We start from the raw sequence: 22,006 nt of genomic DNA on the forward strand, positions 1-22,006 counted from the left end.
GTGTCTCCGTTCTGTCAACCCGTTTTTGTGTACGGGCGTACATAAGTCTGTGTACTACGGTACACAAAAACGGCGCCCGGAACGGAGAGAGGCGGGCAGCACCCATGGCAGCCAAGCGCGGACCGGCCGACCCGGGGCGCCGGGAGCGGATCATGGCCGCCACGGAGCGGATCCTGCTGGAGCACGGCATCGCCGGCCTCAGCCACCGGGCGGTCGCCCGCGAGGCGGACGTACCGCTCGGCTCGACCACCTACTACTTCGCCACCCTCGACGACCTGCTGGACGCGGCCATCCGCCGGCTCAGCGAGCGCTACGCACAGGCCCTGCACGAGTGGGGCGACGGGCTGGGTGCGCCCTCCCCGGCCGAGCTGGTCGAGGCGCTGGCCGACCTGGTCGTGACCCAGTTGCGCGACAACCGCGCCGAGCTGGTGCTCTCCTTCGAGCTGTCCACCGCGGCGATGCGCCGCCCGGAGCTGCGCGAGTCGGCGCTGCTGTACGCGGAGACCGAACGGGAGGTGCTCGGCGCGCACACGGACGAGCAGACCGCCCGCGCCCTCTCCCGGGTGCTGGACGGCCTCCTCCTCCAGTCGCTCGCCGCCGCCACCCCTCCCACCAGGGCCGACATCACCTCCCCCCTCGCCGCCCTGCTCACGCCCTGACCGGCCCCGCCGGGCCCCCGGTACGGGCGGGCGCGGACGACCAGCGCGGGCGGGCTTGGACAAGTGGCGTGCACAAGTGGACTTCTGCGCACGCATCTTGACCGTGGCCTGCGCGCGCGGGATCAATTGCTCTGTCCGCTTCAACTCCGCGCATCCCGGGGGCAGGACCGCCCGCGCCGGAACCGCGCGGCCCGTCGCCGGGAGGACCCATGACCCACACCCGAACCCGCACGGCCGCCGCCGCGGTGGCGGCCGTGGCCGTTCTCGGTTCGCTGACGGGGTGCGGCTCGGGCGGCGGTGACGGCAAGAGCCTGACGTACTGGTCGATGTGGACGGAGAACGAGCCGCAGGCCGCCGTCCTGAAGTCGGCGATCAAGGATTTCACCCAGGACACCGGCATCAAGGTGAACGTGCAGTGGCAGGGCCGCACGGTCATGGAGAAGCTCGCCCCGACGCTGACCTCGGGCAAGGTGCCCGACCTGGTCGACCAGTCCGACGACAAGCTGTATCCGACGCTGGTGCAGACGGGCCGCGCCAAGGACCTTTCCGGCGTCTTCGAGCGCCCCGCGACGGGTGAGACCAAGCCGCTGAACAAGGCGCTGAAGATGAGCTACCTGGACTATCTGCGCGGGCTGCCCGACAGCGGCGGCAACAAGTGGCTGGTCCCCTACGAGGTCACCTCCGTCAACCTCTGGTACAACGCGGCCGACCGGGACGAGCCCGTCAAGGCGCCGCGGACCTGGGACGAACTGCTGGACATCTGCGCGCAGCTCAAGGACAAGGGCCGGGCCTGCATCGCGGCCGACGGCGACCAGCCCGTCTACATCCTGTGGTGGCTGGACTATCTCGCGGACCGGATCGGCGGCGACGGCGTCATGAAGAAGGCCATCACCGACAAGTCCGGGAAGGGCTGGGACGATCCGGCGGTCGCGGAGGCCGCAGAGAAGGTCCGCGAGCTGGCGGACAAGGGGTACCTGCTCAAGGGGTACGACGCGAGCAAGTATCCCGAGCAGCAGAACCGCTGGGCGCAGGGAAAGGCGGCCTTCATGCTGAACGGGAGCTGGCTGCCCACCGAGACGGGGAAGTTCGCCGCGAAGGGCTTCGACTTCCGCTCCGCGCCCTTCCCCTCCGCGGTCGCGGACAAGGGCGGCAGACGCGACGCCACGGACGTGCGGCTGTTCGGTTTCGCGGTGCCCGAGCAGGCGAAGAACGGTGCGGCGGCGGAGAAGTTCATCTCCTACTTCCTGGCCAGGAAGCGGCTGGCGGGCATCGCGTCCAAGGCGGGCAACATCGCCCCGCGCCCGGACATCGCGGCGCCGCCGCTACTCAGGGACGCGAAGGAACAGATGGAGTCCACGCCCTCGCGCGAACAGCTGCCCGGTTCGGTGACCTCCTACACCGACAAGGCCCTCTACCCGGCGTACAAGGACCTGTTCTCCGGTGACATCGGCGCCGACGCGTTCGTCGCGAAGATGAAGAAGCTGCACGTCTCGTACCACAAGGCCAAGGGCTGATGGCGGTTTCGACGGCGGGCCGCAAGCAGGCCGACCGGCCGCCGGCGGCAGCGAGCCGCGGGACACCGCTGGCGGTCAGGCGGCGGAAGCTGTTCTGGCCCTTCGTCGTCCCGGCGCTGGCGTTCCTGGCCGTCTTCTACATCGGTCCGCTGCTGTTCGGATTCTGGACCAGCTTCCACACCTGGGACGGCTACACCCCGATGGAGTGGAACGGGCTGGGCAGTTACCGGGCGCTGCTCGACGACCCGTTCTTCCGCACCTCGATGCTGAACACCTTCAAGATCCTGGTGTGCGTCGGCGTGGCCGTCTTCGTCCTGGCGTTCGCGTTGACGACGGTCCTGCGCGAGATGGCGGGCAGGAAGTTCGTGCGGGCCGTGCTCTTCTTCCCGCACATCGTCAACGCCATGGTCTTCGGCGTACTGGCCGGCTTCCTGTTCAACCCCGGCGGACTGGTCGACTCCGCGCTGTCCGCGCTCGGCGTGGACGACCCGCCCAAGTGGCTGGGCAGCGACAACGTCTTCCTCCTGATCATGGCGACGATGGTGTGCACCTCCACCGGCTTCTACGTCGCCATCATCATGGCCGCCGTCGACAACATCCCCGCGTACCTCTACGAGGACGCGGAACTGGCCGGGGCCGGCGCCTTCCGCAAGTTCTGGCACATCACACTCCCGCTGAGCTGGGACGTGGTGAGCGTGTGCGCCGTGCTGTGGACGATCAGCTCCGTGAAGGTCTTCGAGCTGGTCCTCGTCTTCGGCGGCACCTTCACCACCAGCGCCCCGCCCATCGAGACGTGGACGAGCGCGCTGTACATCTACCGCAACGCCTTCACCGGCACGGACATCCCCCAGTTCGGCTCGGTGTGTGCGGCCGGGGTCACCAGCCTGGTGCTGGTCGCCGTCTTCACCGCCCTGCTGCGCCGGCTGATGCGCCGGGACCCGATCGAGTACTGAGATCTCAAGGAGGTGCACCGGTGGCCCTGACTGTGGGCGGCAGGCGCAGAAGCCCGGCGCGGGCGTGCGGCATCGGGCTCATCTGGCTGAGCGTCGCGGCCGGACTGCTGTTGCTGCTGTGGATGGTGCTGACCTCGCTGCGGGACTCGCGGTCGGTCTTCGACAACCCCTGGGCGCTGCCCGACCCGTGGAAGCTGTCCAACTACGCGACCGCGTTCGACTCCGGCTTCGGGCGAGCCGCGGTCAACAGCGTGCTGGTCAGCGGATCGGCCGCGCTGGTCTCGGTCGTCCTGGCCGCCCCGGCGGCCTACGCACTCAGCCGCCGGCTCAACTCGCTGGCCGGTCCGCTGACGATGCTGTTCGTGCTGGGCCTGGGGGTGCCCGGGCAGGTCCTGCTGATCCCGGTGTTCTTCATGCTCAGCAAGGTGAACCTGGTGGACACGCTGCCCGGCCTCTTCCTGGTGTACGTCGGGATCGCGATGCCCTTCACCGTCTTCCTGCTGACCGGCTTCCTGCGCTCACTGCCCGGCGAACTGGAGGAGGCAGCCGCGCTGGACGGTGCCTCACCGGCCCGTACCTTCTGGCAGATCGTGCTGCCGATGGCCCGGTCCGGACTGATCACCGCCTTCGTCCTGCAAGTGATCAACAACTGGAACGAGACGCTCTTCGCGCTCTCCCTGATGCAGAGCAACGACAACTTCACGCTGCCGCTGGTGCTGGCCCGCTTCATCGGCGAGCAGCAGTACCGGGGCGCCGACTGGGGCGGCATGTTCGCCGGCCTGTGCCTGATCGTGGCGCCCATGCTGACCCTCTACGCCTGGCTCTCACGGCGGATCATCACCGGGATGACGCTGGGGATCGGCAAGTGACCCGGCCCGGCCGAGCCCCACTGCAGCAGCCGCGAGACCGCCTGTGACATGGCTGGGGCGCCCCGCGGGGGCGGGGCGCCCCAGCCATGTCACAGGTCCCGATCAGCCGGGACCGCCGCTGCCGAAGGAACCGCTCTTGCCGGGCTCCCACTTCTTACGGCGGGGCGGCTCGCCCGGGTGGCCTTCCCGGTCCCCGGTGTCGCGCACCCCGTCGTGCGGCAGCCGGCGCACGCCGTCGCGGGGCATCTCGTCGGGCTCGCGGTTGGTGACGACCTCGTCGGTCGGACCCTCCGGAGGCATGTGCGGCTGGTCCTTGGGCTCCGGCGGCTCGGGCTCGCGGTTCTTCACCCGGATACCCAGCCAGACCGCGCCGATCAACGCGCAGACGATCAGCACTCCGATGATCAACGGCGCGAGACCCACGAAAAGATCACGGGCAGCGAGGTCCATGGCCGTCTGGGTGACGTCCGCGTTCATGTGCTCAGCCCCCTTCGGCTCGCGGTGTCACCACACGGGGTTTCCGCACGGGACGAGGGGAAACCTGCCGCTTGTGCGCACCCGGTCTCACTCGGACGAGGCACCGGGCTGCTTCCCGTTCACCGCGATCATGCCCGGCACCTCGATCAGCGCGGCCACCAGCTCGGGCACGGAGCCCCGTCCGGTGACGGCGAGGGTCAGCCGGGTGCGCCTGGTGTGTACCTCGTCGGCCCGGGCGGCCTCCGTCTCCGTGATGGAGAAGCCACGCTGCGTGCACACCTCCAGTGCGCCGCGCAGCACCCCGCGCCCCTCCTCGTAGGTGAGCAGCAGCCTGCTCGGCTCTATGTCGGGCAGGTGTTCACCCAGCTTGGTGAAGCCCCACACGGTGAGGAAGTGGAAGCCGACCACGACCAGGGCCAGCAGCGGCAGCCCGGCTCCGCAGGCCATGCCGACCGCTGCGGACTCCCACACGATCGCCGCGGTCGTCAGGCCGCGCACCACGTCCCGCCGGAAGAAGATCACACCGGCGCCGAGGAAACCGACCCCGGAGACGACCTGGGCCGCGATCCGCGACGGGTCGAAGGAGACGTCGTCGGTGCCCATCAGATCGGCGAAGCCGTACTTGCTGACCAGCATGAACAGCGCTGCGCCGAGCCCCACCAGGGCGTGGGTGCGCAGCCCCGCGCTCTTGCGCTTGGCCCGCCTCTCCAGGCCGATCAGCGAGGTCAGGACGAAGGCCAGGGCCAGGTCCGCGAACTGCGGCCAGCCCTGGCCCAGGGAGGAGGAGAAGGCGTCGTGCATAAGGGAGGTCTAACAGGTCTCAGTCGGTGGGCAGCAGGGGACCCAGCGGACCGAGGTCCAGGTTCAGCTCCTCGGGGGTGAGACCGAAGCGCTCCCGCAGCAGCGCCATGCGGTCCTCCAGCAGCATGAGCGTCATCCCGATGCGCTCCTCCTGCTCCTCGTCCAGGTCTCCTACATCCACCCGGCGCAGGGCCTGGCGTTCCACCAGCTGACGCAGCAGTTCGACGATGGTCAGCACCAGTGCCGCCAGGTCGCGCTCCACGGTGTCCGGGTCGAAGTCGAGTCGGCGTGCCGTCACAGGGGCTCTCCTCCCTCCCAGGGCGAGGGGACGCGTGCGTTGACCGAACTGATGAGGGCCCGCAGATCGATCCGTACCAGGTCGACGTCGGCGATACCGAGCGTGAGCGAGCCGGTGAGCACCACGCCGGAACCCAGCAGCCGGTCCAGCAGGTCCACCAGGGCCACCTGCCGCCGGGCCAGCGGCCGCTGCGAGTCGACGGCCGCCGACCCCGGCGGTACGGCCGGTTCAGCTGACGGCGCCGTCACGGCGGCCCTCCCCCTGCGGTGCGGCGCCGGCCTGCTGGGCGGACGCGAAGGAGTACGGCGCCCACGGGCCGGTCAGCTCGACACGGACACCGGGATCGTGCCCGCCCAGCTGCTCGACGCGGTCGACGAACTGCTGGGCCCGCTCACGGGGCACCAGGTAGGCCGCGTTGAGCAGGTTCTGCCCCGGTGCCTGGGAGAGCTGCGGGTTCTGCGCCGGGTGGACCCGCACGTCCTCCGCCTCGGCCGCGAGCGCCGCGTGCAGCGTACGGCCGAGTTCCTCGGCCTCCTGGAGGGCGTTCTCCCGGGCGGTCACCTCCTGCCGCCGGCGGCGCAGGAAGTCCCGGCCGCTGGTGGGTGCCGCCTGCGCGGCGGCCGGTTCGGCGGCGCGCTCCGCGTAGACCTTCACGCCCCACTCGATGCGGCCCTCCAGCCGCTCCAGCGTCGCCGCGAAGTCCTCCCGGCCCTCCTCCAGGGCCCGCCGGACGCCGTCGTCGTCGTGGTAGACGGTCGCCAGGCGCAGCGGGAGGGGGCAGGTCAGCGTGGTCAGGGCGTCCACGACACCCTGATGGGCGCGGGCCGTCTCCTCCAGCCAGCGCAGGTCCTCCAGGTGGGCCCGCAACGGCTCCTCGGCGAAGTCGTCCTCGGACACGGGGCTCACCACGGCCACCAGCCCGCCGTGCTCGACGAGGCAGGGGGCCGCGCCACCGACGCCCCGAAGGTCTTGCGGGAGCGGCCCCGGAAGGGGCGCGGTCACCGCGTAGACGTACCTCAGCTCACCGCTCACGGCCTTCCACCTCCCTGCTCTCCTCTTCCGCAGGCCGGGCCTGACGGGTCTCGGGAGCGCGGCCCTCCAGCTCCGCGATGCGCTCGCGCAGCCGGGCGTTCTCCTGCGACAGCTCGCCGCGACGGGCCTGGGAGCTGAGCGCAGGGTCCGTCTCCCACCAGTCGATGCCCATCTCCTTCGCCTTGTCGACGGAGGCGACGATCAGCCGGAGCTTGATGGTCAGCAGCTCGATGTCGAGCAGGTTGATGCGGATGTCACCCGCGATCACCACGCCCTTGTCCAGGACCCGTTCGAGGATGTCGGCGAGGTTGGCGCTGCTGCCGCCCTCGTACCGGTCGGGCAGCCTGCCGGCCCCGGGCATCGGCGTACTCACCGGCGCTCACCCGCCGCGGCGTACTCCTCCTCGGCGTCCTCGGGCACGGCGTCCTCTCCGTCGTACTCCCCGTCGAGTCCCTCGGCTCCCTCGGCTTCCTCGGCCTCGGGTGCGTCGTCCTCCTCGTAGGCCGCCTCCGGCTCCTCGTACTCCCCGGCGTCCTCCGCGTCGGCGTCCTCGTAGTCTTCGGGCTCCTCGGGGTCGTCCTCGATGCCCTCGGCCCCGTCGTCGATGCCCTCCGCCTCGTCGCGGGGCTCCTCCTCCGCGTCGGCGTCCTCGTACTCGCCGTCGGCGTACTCGTCCTCGGCCTGACCGTCCGCCTCGTCGGCGTCCTGACCGGTCTCCTCGGAGGCGTCGCCCTCGGCGCTCTCGTTCTCCTCCTCGGCGACCGCGTCCTCGTGGGTGACGACGACCTCGCCGTCGCGGATCTCGCCGCGCCAGCCCTCGTCGGCCTCGCCCTTCATCGAGATGTGGCGCACGTAGTGCTTGAGGTCCAGACGGGCCCGGCGGCCCTGGGCTCGCCAGATGTTGCCGGTCTTCTCGAAGAGGCCCTTGGGGTAGTACTCGATGAGCAGGACGACGCGGGTGAGGTTCTCGGTCAGCTCGTGGAACGTCACCACGCCCTTGGTGCTGCCCTTGGCGCCCTCGGACGTCCAGGCGATCCGCTGGTCGGGTATCTGCTCGGTGGTGGTCGCCTTCCAACTCCGGCTGGACCAGAAGATCTTCGCCTTCCAGTCGGAGGTGGTGTCGTCGGCGACGGTGACGTCCTTGACGCCCTTGGCGAAGGAGCTGAAGTCCTGAAGCTGCGTCCACTGGTCGTAGGCGTCCCTGATCGGGACACCCACGTCCACGTACTCCAGGATGACCACCGGCTTCTGACCACCGCTGCCCTTGCGCTGCTTGCCGCCGCCGAAGAGACCCTTGCCCCCCTCGACCGCCTTGTCCTTGAGGTGGCCGCCGCCGACCTCCACGGCGGTGCGCAGCGGGCCCTTGCCCTCCATGACCTTGCGGCCGGTGTCCAGCGCCAGCTTGCCCAGGCCGGGGCTGTTGCCCTCGGCCACGTCGTTGAGCTTGCTGGTGGTCTGCCCGAGCTTGCGGCCCAGCCCGTTCAGCAGCTTCTCGCCCTCGGCCATGGCGAAGTCGCGTGCCACCGACTTGAGGCGGTCCGTCGCCTCGGTGTCCAGCCCGCCGGGCAGCTTGCCGCCGCCGTTGTCCCTGGTCTCGGTGTCAGTCACGGCTCCGGCCTCCCTTCGCACCGCTGCTCTTCGCCCTCGTGCTCGTGGACGCCGACTTCGCAGTCGTCCTGGTGCCGGTCCGCTTCGCGGTGGAGGACGAGGAGCGGTTCGCGGAGGAGGCCGCCTTCTTCGCCGGGGCCCGCCCGGAACCCTGCTTCTTGGCCGGGCGCTTGGCCGCCGCTCTGCCGGTCTCGGACCCCTGGTCGGCGGTGCGGCCCGCCCTCTTTGCGGTGCCCGACGTGTTCTTCGCCGCACCCGCGGAGCTCTTCCTTCCGGAGCCGGAGGTACGGGCGCCGCCGGAGCTGCCGGCGTCGGGGCCCTCCTCGTTCCCGCCGGTCTCCTCCTCGGCCTCCGTGCCGCCGGACAGGGCCTTGCGCCCGGCTCCGGCCACGGCGCCACCGGCCCTCCCTGCGGTGTTCTTCGCGGTGGACGCGGTGTCCTGGGCGGTGTCCTTGGCGGCGCCGCCCACGTCCTCGGCCCCCTCGCCGACCCCGGCGAGCTGGTCGCGCACACCGAGGGTGCGCTCGTGCAGCCGGTCGGCCAGCGCGTTGACCTGGCGGTTGACCAGGGCTCCGGTGGCCGCCTTGCCCGCGCCCCGCAGATCGGTACGGAGCTGGTCGCCCAACTCCTTGAACTGCGGATTGTTCGCGAGCTGGTCCTTGGCGAAGGTCGCCAGCGCCTGCGGGTTGAGCTTGAGGCGCTTGCCCATCACCATCGTCGCGACGCCGAAGGCGAACTTCGCCTTCTTGGTGCGCCCGAGGACGTAGCCTCCGGCGACAGCCAGCGCCATCGTCAGTCTGTTGTTCATGTCCATGGGTTCCTGTTCTCCAGACGCGCGAGAAGCTCGTCCTCGCGCCGGTCGAACTCGGCTTCGTCGATCTCACCGGCCAGCAGCGCCCGCTCCAGTTCCCGCAGCTCGCGCTGGACGGTGGCGGGGTCGCGGTACTGCCGCTCCGCCTCGTCGCGTACCTGGCGCAGCACCCAGGCGGTGCCACGCAGCGGGGCGGCGGGAAGCAGCAGCAACTCGCTGATCAGGCCCATCACGGCCTCCGTCAGCCGACCGCGGGCGCGGTCCCCGCGCTGTCGGCGGGGTCGGCCGAGGCGTCGGTCTTCTCGACGAAGCTGTAGGGCGGCAGGGGGCCGTTGACCTTCAGGTCGAGCTGAGGCGCGGCGGTCTGGAGCTCCTCCAGTGCCGCGAGCAGCTCCTCGGCCTGCTCCCGTGCGATCAGGACGGAGAAGTTGGCCAGCCAGCCGCCGCTCTCGGGGCCGGTGCTGAGCTCGGCGGCCAGCGGTTCGAGGGCGCGCCGCACCAGTGCGGCGTCGTCTCCCTCGCGGGCCTGCACGGCGTGTGCGACCTTCTCGCCGAGCTGGAGCTTCTGGTCGTAGCTCCCGCCGCCCGCCGCCCGGTTGGCCTCGCTCTCCGCACGGAGTTCGGGCTGTTCCGCCATGACGATGTGGAGCACGGCCTCCTCGTCGTGGCTGGCCTTCACGTTGTACTCGGCCTTGCCCTCCAGCGCGTCGAGCCGCTCCGAGAAGTGCTCGGCGCGCTCCACCAGGACGTCACCGACGGTGCCGTCGTCCTCGGAGAGGCTGCCGAACCGCATCGGCAGCACCGACCGCTCCGCGCTGGCCTGCGCCAGCACCTGCTGGTGGGCGAGCAGTTCCCGGCGCTTGGGCCGCAGATCGTCGGGCGCGTCACTGACCAGTGCCACCAGGCCGTCCCGCTCGATCACGCGGACGGGGTGCGGCGGGTCGCCCACGCCGGTCAGGTCGTCGGGGAGGCTCGGGGCCGGCGTCCGCGCGATGCCGTAGACGTAGGTGCTCACTGTTCCTCCTTCCTGCGCGCCGGCGTGCGCCGCCGGTTACCGCTGCTCTCCTGCTGGGACTCGTCCCGCGCCTGCTGGAACGCGTCGGAGACGGTCTGTGCCGCGCCGCTCAGCGCTCCTTTCGTCTTGCCCTTGGCGCCGGACTCGGTCATCTCGCCGACCAGGTCCGGAAGCCCCGGGTCCTTGCGCGGGCCGGCCTCCAGGTCGAGCCGGTTGCAGGCCTCGGCGAACTTCAGATAGGTGTCGACACTCGCGACGACCACGCGGACGTCGATCTTGAGGATCTCGATTCCGACGAGCGAAACCCGCACGAACGCGTCGATCACCAGCCCTCGGTCGAGGACAAGTTCCAGTACGTCGTAGAGGTTGCCGGTGCCGCCGCCTTGCGCTTGTGCCGGAGCGACAGTCATGAGGCGGAGCCTCCTTCGTTTCTTGGCGTCGCATGCTGGCTTGATTCGCGGCCAACTGCCGCGTCGGGTCGGTGTGTTCACGGACCCGGAAGGTTCTTGGGAGCCGCGGCGGGACCGCGGTGCCGCACCGGGTAGCCCTTGGGCCAAAGGTCAAACCAAACGGTGTCCGCCGCGGGCCAGCCGGCGGGCCAGCGCGGTCCCCACCCGGCGGCGCTCGCGGGAGCCGAGCCGCTCCCGCAGCGGCAGGTGGACCTGCTCCTCCTCGTCCCGGGCCGCCTCGCGGACCTGTTCCAGCACCGCGCCGGCCGCGCGGTCGGCGGCGGGCGAGTCCGGGTCCAGCGCGGCCAGCCGCGCGAGCGCCGCCGCGGTGGCGGCCCGGCGCTCCACGGCGGCGGCGGCCACCGCCTCCCCCGCGGGCAGCGTTCGCCGCACCACCGGGTCCAGCTCCTTCTCCTCCGCCAGCGCGCGCCGCTCCAGATCCGCGGCCAGCTCCTGCGCGAGGGCGGAGCGGCGCTCCGGGTCACGGGTCGCTTCGTAGGCGGTGACCAGGCGTTCTGTCTCCGCGTGGGCGTCTGTGAGCAGTTCGAGTACATCCGGGCGGTGCGCCATGCCGTCTCCTTGGTCCGATGGCGTCCCCGTTGTCGCCGTTGTCGCCGTTGTCGCCGTTGTTGCTGTAGCTGCCGTAGTCGGCATGGTCGCCGTAGTTGTCGTAGGCGCCGTTTTGCCCGACACGGTGTGGGGACCCGTCAGTGCGTCGACTATGGAGGTGATCACAGGTGCAGCGAAAGCAGGGCAACAGGCACGAGAGGGACGTGAGAGAGCAGCGTCACGCGCCCGCCGTTCTCCCCCGTGCGACGCACCGTCCGGACGGTCCGATGGGTTACGGACCGCGGGCTCCGTCCGGCGACCGCGATCCGGAGTCCCACATCTTCCGCGGGGAGGACTGACCCGCGGCCAGGACCGGACGGGGCCGCCCGGCTCCGCCGTACCGGTGCGTCCGGTCCCTCACCCGTACCCGGTCCGCTCCGGTTCACTCCGCGCACAGTGGGCACCCGCACGGCTCGCCGACATGCCCCGCACGGCCGGGGAGGGAGGAGAGCCAGGCATGAGTGACGAGACGGACGGGACCGCCGCGGGGAAGCCCGCGAAGAGGACGGCCAAGAGCACGAGGAAGACCACGGAGGGCAGGTCGGCCCCGAAGCGGACGGCCAGTGGCAGGAAAGCGGCCTCCGGCGGCGGGCAGGCGGCCCCGAGCAGGAGAGCGGGTCCGGGACAGCAGGCGGCACCCGCGCACGAGGAGTCCGGGCAGCAGCCGGGCGGCGGGCGTGAGACGGCCGGGGCACAGCCGGCAGCGCCGGAGCAGGACGTGCCCGAGCAGACCCGGCAGGATACGGCGGAGAGGAAGCACACCGTGGAGGCCAAGGCGCCCAGCACCGCTCAGGTGCTGCGCTCGGCACGGGAGGCCATCGAGGAGCTGACCGGGCTGGAGGCCGAAACGGTCTCCTCGGTCTCCCGCGGGGACGACGGCGGCTGGACTCTCCACCTGGAGGTCGTCGAGCTGCGCAGGATCCCCGACAGCGTCAGCATGCTCGGCTCGTACGAGATGACGCTGGACGCCGACGGCGAGCTGACCGGCTACCGCCGGCTGCGCCGCTACGAGCGGGGCAAGGCCGACCCGCGGTGAGACGGCGGTGGGCACCGGCCGCACACCGGCCCTGCGCAGACCACCCCGGGCGCCCGGGGTGTGCCGTCGGCTCCGCCGGTCACCACACCTGCACGGCGAGGATCGTCGCGTCGTCCTCCGTGCCCTCGCCCAGCAGCGCGGCGGCCAGCCGGTCCGCCGCCGTCTCGGACAGGTCGCCGCCCCGCGCCATCCCCTCGCGGACCGCGTCCAGCAGGGCCTCGGCGCCGGTGTCCAGGTCGCTGCCGCGGCGCTCGATGACGCCGTCCGTGTAGAGGACCAGCAGATCCCCGGGGCGCAGCCGCGCCGTGTTGGTCCGGTACTGCGCGTCGGGCAGCACGCCCAGCATCATGCCCTGCTCGCCCTCCAGCAGCCGCGGTTCGCCGTTCCTGACCAGGATCGGCGCGGGATGCCCCGCGCTGGCCCAGCGGAAGGTGCGGGCGTGGGGGAACAGGTGACCGGCCACGCAGGTCGCGGTGGTGTCCAGATTTCCGTAGTAGTCGTTGTAGACGACCTCGCCCAGCGCCCACACGAGTTGCGCGGCGTCGCCGCCCGTGTAGGCCAGACCCGCCAGCGCGGAGCGCTGCTGCACGGCCCGGCTGGCGGCCTGCACCCCGTGCCCGGAAGCGTCACCGATGGCCAGCAGCACCCGGCCGTCGAGGAGCTCACGGCACTTGTACCAGTCCCCGCCCACGCCCGAGTCCGAGGGCATGTAGGCGGCGCTGACCGCGATCCAGTCGGGTTTGAGCGCCTCCAGCGGCGGGACGAGCGCCCTGCGGAACGTCTCGGAGACCCGCCGCTCGGCGGCGGCTTCCCTGCGGAGCCGGTCGGCGTCTCTCTCGGCGCTGCGGACCCGGTCCTCCTCGTCGGTGATGTTCCGGGCGGCGAAGACGACCGATTCGGGCTCCGCGGTGCCTTCGGGGTAGGCGTGACCGACCCACCGCACGCGGCGGTCCTCCCCCCGTGCATGGACGGTGATCTCGCGGTCGGTGACCTCGCCGCCGCCGAGCAGGGTCCGCATGTCGGCGACGAACGCGGGCAGGTCCGCGGCATCGACCAGACGACCGACCGTGAAGAGGTCGGACACCAGGTCCTTGGCCGTGGTCATCACCCCGGCCGGGTTCCGCGAGCCGAGGACGTCCTCGGCCGCGCCGGCGCCCTCCGGCAGCGGCGCGGACAGGCCCAGGAGCTGCCGTAGCCCCTGCGACCAGCGGATCCGGCCGGTCACCAGGTCCCACTCGGCCCACCCCATGTGGCCGCGCTGCTGGATCCGGCGGCTGAGCCGGGCCTCACCGACCGGCTCCCAGTTGGTCAGCAGCAGCCCCTCGTCCGGCAGGACGGTGACCGTGCCGCGCAGCCGGGCCCGGTGCAGGACCCCGTCGATGACGTCGAGATAGTCGACGGCGTCGGTCGAGACAGGGCCGCCGTGTTCCAGTGCGGCGCGGTAGATGTCGTAGATGCCGCTGCTGCGGATGCCCGGCCGCGTCCTGGACAGCGGTTGCCCGAGGAAGTCGTAGGAGCCGCGCTCCAGACCGCTCAGCTCGAAGTGGTTGGCGCCGACGACGACGAAGTCCCGCACCGTGCCGTCGGGGCCGCGGTCCGGACGCAGCACGGTCGAGCTGCCCCGCAGGACGCCGAGCACGGCGGGCACCCAGGAGGGCAGCCCGGGGAGTACCGCAACGTCGCTGGGCGGCGCCGTCTCCGCCCCTTCGTAGGCCAGCGGGCCGTCGGCGGGACCGTGTCCGCCCGGGGCCGCCGTGTCGTCGCGCGGGCCGCTTTCGGCGACCCGGACGCGGGCCCGGTGCCGCGCGTGCGCGGTGGCGCGCAGCGCCGCGTGGTTCAGCGCACGCAGCGCCTCCTCGGCATCCCACGGGCCGGCTCGGGCGGGCCGGTCCGCACCGGTGGTCGGGTCGGGTCCGGGAGACCGGCCGGGACCGTCAGCGGAGGCGTCCATATGACCGCATTGTCCGCTGCGCCGGACGGCTCCGCCGGGTGGGAGCGGGACGGTACCGCCGACCGGGGCGCTCGCGGGCCCCGCTGCCCTAGAGTCGGGCCCATGACGGCGAACGAGGGCCCGGTGCGGATCGACAGCTGGATCTGGTCGGTACGGCTGACCAAGACGCGGTCCCAGGCGGCGACGGCGGCGCGCGGCGGTCACGTCAAGGTCAACGGCGAGCGGGTGAAGGCCGCGCACCCCGTGAAGGTGGGCGACGAGGTACGGGTGCGCCACGCGGGCCGGGAGCGCATCGTGGTCGTCAAGCAGCTGCTCAAGAAGCGGGTCGGCGCCCCTGTCGCCGCGGAGGCCTACGTCGACAACAGCCCGCCGCCGCCTCCCGCGGTGGAGGCTCCCCTGGTTCCCCGCCGCGACCGGGGCGCCGGCCGCCCCACCAAGCGGGACCGCCGCGAACTGGACCGGCTGCGCGGAGACCGCTGAGGCGGCCGGCGCCCTCCGGCAGCCGTCAGCCGGTGCCGTCCCGCAGCCGCTCGGCGAGCACGGCGGCCTGCACGCGCCGCCCCACACCGAGCTTGCCGAGGATCGCCGAGATGCGGTTCTTGACGGTCTTCTCGGCGAGGAAGAGCCGTTCACCGATCTGCCGGTTGGTCAGCCCCTCCCCCACCAGGGCCAGCACCTCCCGCTCCCGCGGGGTGAGCCGGGCCAGCTCGGCGGGGAGGGCCGGGCCCTCCCCGGCCCGCTCCTGGGCACGCTCGGTGATCCGGGACCGCGTCCGGGGCGTGATCAGCGAGACCCCGGCGGCCACCGTGCGGATCGCGTCGACCAGGTCGGCGCCCTTGATCTGCTTGAGCACGTACCCTGCGGCGCCCGCCATGACGGCGTCGAACAGGGCCTCGTCGTCGTCGAACGAGGTGAGCATCACACAGGCCAGCTCCGGCATGCGGGTCCGCAGTTCGCGGCAGACCTCCACGCCTCCGTGGTCGCTGTCCCGCGTCACGGCTGCCGTCCCGTCGGTGGCGCCCTCCTTCCCGCTGCCGAGCCGGACGTCCAGTACGGCGACGTCGGGGCGCAGCGCGGGGACCCGGGCCAGGGCCTCCTCGGCGTCGCCGGCCTCACCGACGACGGTCAGGTCGGCTTCCGCCTCCAGCAGGTCCCGCAGTCCGCGCCTGACCACCTCGTGGTCGTCGAGCAGGAACACGCGGACGGGGGCGGCGGGGCGGGCGGGCGCCTCGCCCAGGTTGTCGGAACCCGGCACTGGACCTCCTCGTCGGAACGCCCCCAGCCTGGGGCATGACCGGCCGGGTGAGTAGGGGCCGTTCGGCACCCGCCGCGGCCGGCCCCGGCGCGGGTGGCTCCGGCCCCGCGGGCCGCGCGCGGGGCCGTTCCTGGGCGCGGGCGCACGGCGCCACGCCCCGCAGGGTGGTGGCCCATGGCGCAGCACCCCCGGCGGAGCAGGAGCGTCCGTCCGCTGGCGGGCGTACTCGCGGCGATGGCGGCCTCCTTGACCGGGACCCGCATCTCGGCCGTCGCGCTCCCCTGGTTCGTGCTGGTCACCACGGGCAGCACCGCACGGACGGGGCTGGTCTCGCTCTGCGAGATGGCGCCGTACGTGCTGGTCAAGGCCTTCATGGGGCCGCTGGTCGACCGGATGGGGCCGCGCACGGTCTCCTGGGTCACCGATGTGACCAGCGCGGTGGCGGTGGCGGCCGTCCCGGTGCTGCACCTGATGGACGTGCTGTCCTTCCCGCTGCTGCTGCTCCTGGTCGCGGTGGTCGGCGCGGCCCGCGGACCGGGCGATCTGTCCAAGGAGGTCATGGTCCCGGAGGCGGCGGCCCGCGGCCGGATCCCGCTGGAGCGCGCCGCGGATCTGTCCGGGGTGACGGAGCGGCTCGCCTCCACGGCCGGCCCCGCGGCCGGCGGCGCGGTGGTGGCGCTGCTCGGCGCGCCCACGGCGCTGCTCGCCATCGCGGCCTGCTTCACGTCCGGTTCGCTGATCGTCGTGCTGGTCCTGCCGCGCCGCCCCGCGCACGCCGCCTCCGGACGCGGGGAGCCGGACGCCCCACCGGCACGGGCACCGGCACCGGCGGGGGACGGCTACTGGCGCCGGATGGGCGAGGGCTTCCGCTTCCTGCGCGGCGACCCGCTGCTGCTGACCGTCATCGTGACGGTGGGCGCGACCAACCTGCTGGACGCGGCGCTCAACTCGCTGCTGCTGCCGGTCTGGGCGCGGGAGTCCGAAGGCGGCCCCGGGGCGATGGGGCTGGCCGACAGTTCGCTGGGGATCGCGGCGGTCGCCGGGAGTCTCGTCGCGGCGGCCGTCGGGCACCGGATGAGGCGCCGCCCGGTGTTCTTCGCCGGCTTCCTGCTCGCAGGCGCCCCGCGGTTCCTGATCCTGACCGTCGACGTCCCGCTGTGGGCGGTCACGGCCACGTTCGCCCTCAGCGGGTTCGGCGCGGGCTTCCTCAACCCGATACTGGGGGCCGTCAACTTCGAACGGGTGCCCGCCCCTCTGCGGGGCCGGGTCAACGCCCTGGGCGACTCGCTGGCCTGGGCGGGCATCCCGCTGGGCGGCCTGCTCGCCGGTGCCGCCGTGGCGTCCTTCGGGCTCGTCCCGGTGCTGGCCGCGGGCGGAGCGGCGTACTTCCTGACGACCAACCTGGCGGGGCTGCGGCCCGAGTGGCGCCGGATGGACCGGGTGCGGGCGGCCTCGGACTCCCGTGTCGGGCGGCAGCGCTGTACCGCTGACGGAGCCGACGGAGCGGACGGAGCGGTGCCTGGGGGCGTGCCCGGCGCGGCGACGAACGGTACCGGTGCGAGCCGTGGGGAGGGCGCGGGCACCGGGGGCGGAACGACCGGCGACCCGCGGCCGGCCGGATCGTAGACTGCCGTCTTCGCAGGGAGGGCCGCAGGGGGCCCGGCTGTCGGATGTCGTACGGAGGTGCGCATGGCGGAGACTGCCGGAGCGGAAGAGCACCACCCGGGCCGAGGCCGGTTACCCCACTTCCGGCTGGACGAACTGCTGGACGAGCTCCAGGCGCGGCTGGACGCCGCCCGGACCACCCAGGACCGGATGCACAGCCTGCTGGAGGCCGTGCTGAGCGTGGGCCGGGAGCTGGACCTGGCGCAGGTGCTGCGCCGCATCGTCGAGGCGGCCGTGGCGCTGACCAACGCGCGGTACGGCGCGCTGGGGGTCATCGGCGCGGGACAGCGGCTGACGTCGTTCCTGCCGGTGGGGATCGACGAGGAGGAGGCGGCGCGGATCGGACCGCTGCCGTCCGGGCACGGGGTGCTGGGCGAGCTGATCCGCACGCCGGAGCCGCTGCGGCTGTCGGACCTGACCGCGCACCCGGCCCGCCACGGCTTCCCCGCGCACCACCCGCCGATGCGCACGTTCCTGGGCGTGCCGGTGCGGGTGCGGGACGAGGTCTTCGGAAACCTCTACCTGACCGAGAAGCGGGGCAGCGCGGACTTCGACGCGGACGACGAGGCGGTCGTCACCACACTGGCCGTGGCCGCCGGGGTGGCCGTCGACAACGCGCGGCTGTACGCCGAGAGCCGCCGGCGCGGGCAGTGGCAGGAGGCGCTGGGCGAGATCACCAGGCTGCTGCTGAGCGGCGCGTCCTCCAGCGAGGTCCTGCGGTTGATCGCCTGGCACGCCCTGGACGTCTCCCAGTCCGACTCGGCGTGCGTCCTGCTGCCCGACCCCGGGCACGGCGACGGAACCGGCGGGCTGCGGGTCGTGGTGGCGGTCGGCGCGCTCGCCGAGAAGGAGAGCGGGGTGGTGGTGCCCTACGACGAGACGCTGTCCGGGCTGGCCGCCCGCACCGGGGAGTCGGCGGTCACGGCGGACATCGCCGAGGACCCGCGCACCCGCTTCTCCCCGGCCGACGAGGCGGAGGCGCACGGCCCGGTGGTGGCCGTACCGCTGCTGGCCCAGAAGCACGCGCCCGGCGCACTGCGGCTCAGCCGGCTGACGGGGCGCGCGCCGTTCGACGAGACGGAGGTGGAGCTGCTCAAGGACTTCGCGGCGCAGGCGGCGCTCGCGCTGGAACTGGCGCAGCACCGCGCCGAGTCCGAGCAGCTCGCCCTGTTGCACGAGAGGGACCGGATCGCGCGGGACCTGCACGACCTGGCCATCCAGCGGCTGTTCGCGACGGGGATGACGTTGCAGAGCGCGGGCCGGCTCATCGACCGCCCCGAGGCGGCCGAGCGGGTGAACCGCGCCGTGGACGACCTGGACGAGACCATCAAGATCATCCGCTCCACCATCTTCGCGCTGCGCACCTCCGGGGAGGGGCCGCCGGAGGAGACCCGCACCAACCTGCGCAGAACCCTGGCCAGGGCCGTCAGCGACGCCGCCGACCAACTCGGTTTCCTGCCGGCGCTGCGGATGGAGGGCCCCGTCGACACCAGCGTGCCGGTGGAGGCGGCCGACCATGTGCGGGCGGTGCTGGCCGAGGCCCTCAGCAACATCGTGCGGCACGCGCGGGCCCGCCATGTCGACGTGGCGCTGTCCGTGGGGACGGCCCTGTCGCTGACCGTCACCGACGACGGGGCCGGCATCGGGGCGCGGCCCCGCACCGGGGGGCTGGCCAACATGCGCTCGCGGGCCGAACTGCTGGGCGGCACGCTGACGGTGACGGACGGGCCCGCCTCCGGGTCCGGCACCCGCCTGGTGTGGGAGGTGCCCCTGCCGCGCGAGCCGGAGTAGACCGGCCGGGCGCGGCGCGGGGCGCCCAGCCGGGCGGCAAAGGACACCGGCAGGCATGCCCGCCCGCTGGTCAGGGGACCCGGCACGCATGACGAAGCTCGGTCTGCCCGACGGCATCCGCGCATGCCTGTTCGATCTCGACGGGGTTCTCACCCGGACCGCCGTCGTGCACGCCGCCGCGTGGAAGGAGATGTTCGACGCCTATCTGCGCGGCCGCGACGGGCCCGGCTTCCGGCCGTTCGACCCGGTGGCGGACTACGACGCCTACGTGGACGGGCGCCCCCGCGCCGACGGCGTGCGCACCTTCCTCGCCGCACGTGAGATCGAGCTGCCGGAGGGGACGCCGGACGACCCGCCCGAGAGCGAGACCGTGAACGGGCTGGGCACCCGCAAGAACGACCTGCTGCTGGAGAAGATCCGCACGGACGGCGTGGAGGCCTACGACGGCTCGCTGCGCTACCTGCAGGCGGTGCGCGCGGCGGGGCTGCGCACCGCGGTGGTCTCCTCCAGCGCCAACTGCCGGGACGTCCTCGCCGCCGTCGGCATCGAGGACCGGTTCGACGTACGGATCGACGGGATCGTCGCCCGCGAGCGCCGCCTGCCCGGCAAGCCCCACCCGGACACCTTCCTGGCCGCCGCCCACGACCTGGCGGTCGAACCGGGCGCCGCGGCGGTCTTCGAGGACGCCCTGGCCGGGATGGACGCGGGCCGCGCGGCGCACTTCGGACACGTCGTCGGTGTCGACCGCACGGGCCAGGCGGCCGAGCTGCGCGCGCACGGGGCCGACACCGTCGTGGACGACCTGGCGGAGCTGTTGGAAACCCGCCAGGGCGCGGCCGGAACGGGGGACGCCAGGTGATCAGCCACACCTGTTTCGCCGTGCAGCCCTGGACGCTGCACGAGAACGAGCTCCGCCTGGACATCCTGCCGCAGAGCGAGTCGGTCTTCGCCCTCTCCAACGGCCACATCGGCTGGCGCGGCAACCTCGACGAGGGCGAGCCGCACGGCCTGCCCGGCTCCTACCTCAACGGGGTCCACGAGCTGCACCCGCTGCCCTACGCGGAGGCCGGCTACGGCTACCCCGAGTCCGGCCAGACGGTCATCGACGTCACCAACGGCAAGGTGATGCGGCTGCTCGTCAACGACGAACCCTTCGACGTGCGCTACGGCAAGCTGCGCTCCCACGAGCGGACCCTCGACCTGCGGACGGGCCTGCTGCGCCGGGTCTGCGAGTGGACCTCCCCGGCCGGCTGCACCGTACGGGTCACCTCGACCCGGCTGGTCTCCTTCACCCAGCGGGCCATCGCCGCGGTCGCCTACGAGGTGGAGCCGCTGGACTCCGACGTCCGCGTCGTCGTCCAGTCGGAGCTCGTGGCCAACGAGCAGCTCCCTTCCAAGAGCGGCGGCGACCCGCGGGTGGCCGCGGCCCTCAAGGACGTGCTCACCCCCGAGGAGCACTTCGCCGAGGACATGCGGCTGCGCCTGGTGCACCGGACCGGCAGCAGCGGGCTGCGGGTCGGGGCGGCCGCGGACCACGTGGTGCACGGCGCCGACGGCACCAGTACCGCATGCGAGAGCGGGGACAACGTCGCCCGGCTCACGGTCACCGCGGAGCTGACGCCGGGCACACCGCTGCGGGTGGAGAAGCTGGTCTCCTACGGCTGGTCGGGGGCGCGGTCGCTGCCCGCCGTACGCGACCAGGTCGACGCGGCGCTGGCCGGCGCCCGCGCCAAGGGCTGGCACGGGCTGGTGGAGCAGCAGCGCGCCTACCTCGACGACTTCTGGGCGCGTGCCGACGTGGAGGTCGACGGGGACGCGGAGATCCAACAGGCGGTGCGCTTCGCGCTCTTCCACGTCCTGCAGGCCGGGGCCCGCGCCGAGAAGCGCGCCATCCCCTCCAAGGGGCTGACCGGTTCCGGCTACGACGGGCACACCTTCTGGGACGGCGAGACGTTCGTGCTGCCGGTCCTCACCTACACCTCCCCCTCCGCGGTCGCCGAGGCACTGAGGTGGCGCCATGAGACGCTGCCCGCGGCCCGGGACCGGGCGCGGCAGCTCGGGCTGCGCGGGGCGGCGTTCCCCTGGCGCACCATCGACGGCTCCGAGTGCTCGGCGTACTGGCCGGCGGGGACGGCGGCCTTCCACGTCAACGCGGACATCGCGGAGGCCGTGGAACGGTACGTGGCCGCGACCGGTGACACCGAGTTCGAGCGGGAGACCGGCGTGGAGATCCTCGTCGAGACAGCCCGGCTGTGGCACTCGCTGGGCCACCACGACCACCACGGCACCTTCCACTTCGACGGGGTGACCGGCCCGGACGAGTACAGCGCCGTGGCGGACGACAACCTGTACACCAACCTGATGGCCCAGTCGAACCTGCGTGCCGCCGCCGACGTCGTGGAGCGGTACGGCGACCGGGCGGCGGCCCTCGGGGTGGACGACGAGGAGGCCGCCGCCTGGCGGGACGCGGCGGACGCGGTGGCCATACCGTTCGACGAGGCGCTGGGCGTCCACGAGCAGTCGGCCGGATTCACCGGGCACCAGATGTGGGACTTCGGCGCGACCCGCCCCGACCAGTACCCGCTGATGCTGCACTTCCCCTACTTCGACCTCTACCGCAAGCAGGTCATCAAGCAGGCCGACCTGGTGCTGGCCATGTACAAGCGGGGCGACGCCTTCTCCGAGGAGCAGAAGGAACGCAACTTCGCCTACTACGAGCAGATGACGGTCCGGGACTCCTCGCTGTCCGCCTGCTGCCAGGCCGTGATGGCCGCCGAGGTCGGCCACCTCCAGCTGGCCTACGACTACACGGGCGAGGCCGCGCTGATGGACCTGGAGGACCTGGAGAACAACACCCGTGACGGGCTGCACATCGCCTCGCTCGCCGGAACCTGGATCGCTCTGGTGGCCGGGTTCGGCGGCATGCGCCACCGGGACGGCACGCTCGACTTCTCCCCCACCCTGCCCGAGCAGTTGCGCCGGATCTCCTTCACGGTGCAGATGCTGGGGCGCCGGCTGCGGGTGGCGATCGAGAGCTCCGGGGTGACGTACACGCTGCTGGACGGGGAGCCGCTGCAACTGCTGCACTGCGGTGAACCGTTCACTCTTGGCGGCGACGCCCCGCAGACCCGCCCGCTGCACCGCCACCGGCCCCACCCGGAGCCCGAGCAGCCGAAGGGCCGCCGCCCGGCCCGGCGCCACTGAGCACCGGGC

24 protein-coding genes are annotated in these 22,006 nt (G+C 72.7%); 10 read left to right on the plus strand and 14 right to left on the minus strand.

What is annotated here, in order from left to right; genetic code table 11:
* Window positions 1-104: 104 nt before the first annotated feature.
* From H297_RS0112460 to H297_RS0112475, 4 genes are all read left to right on the plus strand, one after another.
* Window positions 105-659: a TetR family transcriptional regulator gene (locus tag H297_RS0112460; RefSeq protein ID WP_027737316.1), complete on the plus strand. Its 555-nt coding sequence runs from the start codon at window positions 105-107 to the stop codon at window positions 657-659.
* Between the two features lie 209 nt (window positions 660-868).
* Entirely contained in the window at window positions 869-2,173 is a 1,305-nt protein-coding gene (locus H297_RS36030) for an extracellular solute-binding protein (RefSeq protein ID WP_051351770.1), read from the plus strand.
* Window positions 2,173-3,126: a carbohydrate ABC transporter permease gene (locus H297_RS0112470; RefSeq protein ID WP_027737317.1), complete on the plus strand. Its 954-nt coding sequence runs from the start codon at window positions 2,173-2,175 to the stop codon at window positions 3,124-3,126. Before H297_RS36030 ends, H297_RS0112470 begins: the two co-directional genes overlap by 1 nt.
* A 20-nt stretch (window positions 3,127-3,146) precedes the next feature.
* The gene (locus H297_RS0112475; protein ID WP_106959604.1) at window positions 3,147-3,995 is read left to right on the plus strand and encodes a carbohydrate ABC transporter permease; all 849 of its coding nucleotides are present in this window, start codon (window positions 3,147-3,149) and stop codon (window positions 3,993-3,995) included.
* A gap of 102 nt (window positions 3,996-4,097) precedes the next feature.
* Here the strand turns inward: H297_RS0112475 and H297_RS0112480 are convergent, their stop codons facing one another.
* From H297_RS0112480 to H297_RS43710, 12 genes are all read right to left on the minus strand, one after another.
* Entirely contained in the window at window positions 4,098-4,472 is a 375-nt protein-coding gene (locus H297_RS0112480) for a DUF6479 family protein (protein ID WP_027737319.1), read from the minus strand.
* A gap of 87 nt (window positions 4,473-4,559) precedes the next feature.
* The gene (locus tag H297_RS0112485; RefSeq protein ID WP_027737320.1) at window positions 4,560-5,273 is read right to left on the minus strand and encodes an MgtC/SapB family protein; all 714 of its coding nucleotides are present in this window, start codon (window positions 5,271-5,273) and stop codon (window positions 4,560-4,562) included.
* A 19-nt stretch (window positions 5,274-5,292) separates the two neighbouring features.
* Window positions 5,293-5,571 (minus strand): gas vesicle protein K, encoded by a 279-nt coding sequence (locus H297_RS0112490; protein ID WP_027737321.1) that lies wholly within the window; start codon window positions 5,569-5,571, stop codon window positions 5,293-5,295.
* Window positions 5,568-5,753, minus strand: a complete 186-nt coding sequence (locus tag H297_RS0112495; protein ID WP_027737322.1) for a gas vesicle protein — start codon at window positions 5,751-5,753, stop codon at window positions 5,568-5,570. Before H297_RS0112495 ends, H297_RS0112490 begins: the two co-directional genes overlap by 4 nt.
* Window positions 5,754-5,799: 46 nt before the next feature.
* Entirely contained in the window at window positions 5,800-6,603 is an 804-nt protein-coding gene (locus H297_RS0112500; protein WP_027737323.1) for a GvpL/GvpF family gas vesicle protein, read from the minus strand.
* A complete protein-coding gene (locus H297_RS0112505; protein WP_027737324.1) occupies window positions 6,593-6,964 on the minus strand; it encodes a gas vesicle protein in 372 nt (123 codons plus the stop codon). The genes H297_RS0112500 and H297_RS0112505 overlap by 11 nt, the downstream gene beginning before the upstream one ends.
* 8 nt (window positions 6,965-6,972) lie before the next feature.
* Window positions 6,973-8,232: an SRPBCC family protein gene (locus tag H297_RS0112510; RefSeq protein ID WP_486589489.1), complete on the minus strand. Its 1,260-nt coding sequence runs from the start codon at window positions 8,230-8,232 to the stop codon at window positions 6,973-6,975.
* Window positions 8,204-9,019, minus strand: coding sequence for a hypothetical protein (locus tag H297_RS0112515; protein WP_051351772.1), 816 nt, complete (start codon window positions 9,017-9,019; stop codon window positions 8,204-8,206). Before H297_RS0112515 ends, H297_RS0112510 begins: the two co-directional genes overlap by 29 nt.
* Window positions 9,016-9,252 carry a gas vesicle protein GvpG gene (locus H297_RS0112520; RefSeq protein ID WP_027737327.1) on the minus strand — a complete coding sequence of 79 codons (237 nt, stop codon included), beginning with the start codon at window positions 9,250-9,252 and terminating at the stop codon, window positions 9,016-9,018. Before H297_RS0112520 ends, H297_RS0112515 begins: the two co-directional genes overlap by 4 nt.
* An 11-nt stretch (window positions 9,253-9,263) precedes the next feature.
* Entirely contained in the window at window positions 9,264-10,037 is a 774-nt protein-coding gene (locus H297_RS0112525; protein ID WP_027737328.1) for a GvpL/GvpF family gas vesicle protein, read from the minus strand.
* On the minus strand, window positions 10,034-10,447 hold the full coding sequence (locus H297_RS0112530; protein ID WP_027737329.1) for a gas vesicle structural protein GvpA: 414 nt from the start codon (window positions 10,445-10,447) through the stop codon (window positions 10,034-10,036). The genes H297_RS0112525 and H297_RS0112530 overlap by 4 nt, the downstream gene beginning before the upstream one ends.
* Window positions 10,448-10,597: 150 nt before the next feature.
* A complete protein-coding gene (locus H297_RS43710) occupies window positions 10,598-11,056 on the minus strand; it encodes a hypothetical protein (RefSeq protein ID WP_027737330.1) in 459 nt (152 codons plus the stop codon).
* 496 nt (window positions 11,057-11,552) lie between these two features.
* Here H297_RS43710 and H297_RS44210 point away from each other — a divergent pair, with 496 nt between their 5' ends.
* A complete protein-coding gene (locus tag H297_RS44210) occupies window positions 11,553-12,131 on the plus strand; it encodes a gas vesicle protein GvpO (RefSeq protein WP_486589490.1) in 579 nt (192 codons plus the stop codon).
* A 79-nt stretch (window positions 12,132-12,210) separates the two neighbouring features.
* Here the strand turns inward: H297_RS44210 and H297_RS0112545 are convergent, their stop codons facing one another.
* The gene (locus tag H297_RS0112545; RefSeq protein ID WP_027737332.1) at window positions 12,211-14,082 is read right to left on the minus strand and encodes a PP2C family protein-serine/threonine phosphatase; all 1,872 of its coding nucleotides are present in this window, start codon (window positions 14,080-14,082) and stop codon (window positions 12,211-12,213) included.
* Between the two features lie 102 nt (window positions 14,083-14,184).
* Here H297_RS0112545 and H297_RS0112550 point away from each other — a divergent pair, with 102 nt between their 5' ends.
* On the plus strand, window positions 14,185-14,562 hold the full coding sequence (locus tag H297_RS0112550) for an RNA-binding S4 domain-containing protein (protein WP_027737333.1): 378 nt from the start codon (window positions 14,185-14,187) through the stop codon (window positions 14,560-14,562).
* A gap of 25 nt (window positions 14,563-14,587) precedes the next feature.
* Here the strand turns inward: H297_RS0112550 and H297_RS0112555 are convergent, their stop codons facing one another.
* Window positions 14,588-15,337, minus strand: a complete 750-nt coding sequence (locus tag H297_RS0112555; protein ID WP_051351773.1) for a response regulator transcription factor — start codon at window positions 15,335-15,337, stop codon at window positions 14,588-14,590.
* Window positions 15,338-15,511: 174 nt separating this feature from the next.
* Between H297_RS0112555 and H297_RS36040 the strand changes: the two genes are divergently transcribed.
* The 4 genes from H297_RS36040 to H297_RS0112575 all read left to right on the plus strand — a co-directional run bounded on the left by H297_RS36040 (window position 15,512) and on the right by H297_RS0112575 (window position 21,997).
* Entirely contained in the window at window positions 15,512-16,963 is a 1,452-nt protein-coding gene (locus tag H297_RS36040; protein WP_078513941.1) for an MFS transporter, read from the plus strand.
* A gap of 63 nt (window positions 16,964-17,026) precedes the next feature.
* Window positions 17,027-18,793, plus strand: coding sequence for a GAF domain-containing sensor histidine kinase (locus tag H297_RS0112565; protein ID WP_027737335.1), 1,767 nt, complete (start codon window positions 17,027-17,029; stop codon window positions 18,791-18,793).
* Window positions 18,794-18,881: 88 nt separating this feature from the next.
* Window positions 18,882-19,652 carry a beta-phosphoglucomutase family hydrolase gene (locus tag H297_RS0112570; protein ID WP_027737336.1) on the plus strand — a complete coding sequence of 257 codons (771 nt, stop codon included), beginning with the start codon at window positions 18,882-18,884 and terminating at the stop codon, window positions 19,650-19,652.
* On the plus strand, window positions 19,649-21,997 hold the full coding sequence (locus tag H297_RS0112575) for a glycosyl hydrolase family 65 domain-containing protein (RefSeq protein ID WP_027737337.1): 2,349 nt from the start codon (window positions 19,649-19,651) through the stop codon (window positions 21,995-21,997). The genes H297_RS0112570 and H297_RS0112575 overlap by 4 nt, the downstream gene beginning before the upstream one ends.
* The last annotated feature ends 9 nt before the right edge of the window (window positions 21,998-22,006 follow it).

The organism is Streptomyces sp. CNT360 (genome assembly GCF_000424785.1).

What these genes read in the sequence shown, in the direction of transcription:
- H297_RS0112460 (WP_027737316.1), top strand. Translation starts at nt 105, where the DNA reads ATGGCAGCCAAGCGCGGACCGGCCGACCCGGGGCGCCGGGAGCGGATC.
- H297_RS36030 (WP_051351770.1), top strand. Translation starts at nt 869, where the DNA reads ATGACCCACACCCGAACCCGCACGGCCGCCGCCGCGGTGGCGGCCGTG.
- H297_RS0112470 (WP_027737317.1), top strand. Translation starts at nt 2,173, where the DNA reads ATGGCGGTTTCGACGGCGGGCCGCAAGCAGGCCGACCGGCCGCCGGCG.
- H297_RS0112480 (WP_027737319.1), bottom strand. Translation starts at nt 4,472, where the DNA reads ATGAACGCGGACGTCACCCAGACGGCCATGGACCTCGCTGCCCGTGAT.
- H297_RS0112485 (WP_027737320.1), bottom strand. Translation starts at nt 5,273, where the DNA reads ATGCACGACGCCTTCTCCTCCTCCCTGGGCCAGGGCTGGCCGCAGTTC.
- H297_RS0112505 (WP_027737324.1), bottom strand. Translation starts at nt 6,964, where the DNA reads ATGCCCGGGGCCGGCAGGCTGCCCGACCGGTACGAGGGCGGCAGCAGC.
- H297_RS0112515 (WP_051351772.1), bottom strand. Translation starts at nt 9,019, where the DNA reads ATGAACAACAGACTGACGATGGCGCTGGCTGTCGCCGGAGGCTACGTC.
- H297_RS0112520 (WP_027737327.1), bottom strand. Translation starts at nt 9,252, where the DNA reads ATGGGCCTGATCAGCGAGTTGCTGCTGCTTCCCGCCGCCCCGCTGCGT.
- H297_RS0112530 (WP_027737329.1), bottom strand. Translation starts at nt 10,447, where the DNA reads ATGACTGTCGCTCCGGCACAAGCGCAAGGCGGCGGCACCGGCAACCTC.
- H297_RS43710 (WP_027737330.1), bottom strand. Translation starts at nt 11,056, where the DNA reads ATGGCGCACCGCCCGGATGTACTCGAACTGCTCACAGACGCCCACGCG.
- H297_RS44210 (WP_486589490.1), top strand. Translation starts at nt 11,553, where the DNA reads ATGAGTGACGAGACGGACGGGACCGCCGCGGGGAAGCCCGCGAAGAGG.
- H297_RS0112545 (WP_027737332.1), bottom strand. Translation starts at nt 14,082, where the DNA reads ATGGACGCCTCCGCTGACGGTCCCGGCCGGTCTCCCGGACCCGACCCG.
- H297_RS0112550 (WP_027737333.1), top strand. Translation starts at nt 14,185, where the DNA reads ATGACGGCGAACGAGGGCCCGGTGCGGATCGACAGCTGGATCTGGTCG.
- H297_RS36040 (WP_078513941.1), top strand. Translation starts at nt 15,512, where the DNA reads ATGGCGCAGCACCCCCGGCGGAGCAGGAGCGTCCGTCCGCTGGCGGGC.
- H297_RS0112565 (WP_027737335.1), top strand. Translation starts at nt 17,027, where the DNA reads ATGGCGGAGACTGCCGGAGCGGAAGAGCACCACCCGGGCCGAGGCCGG.
- H297_RS0112570 (WP_027737336.1), top strand. Translation starts at nt 18,882, where the DNA reads ATGACGAAGCTCGGTCTGCCCGACGGCATCCGCGCATGCCTGTTCGAT.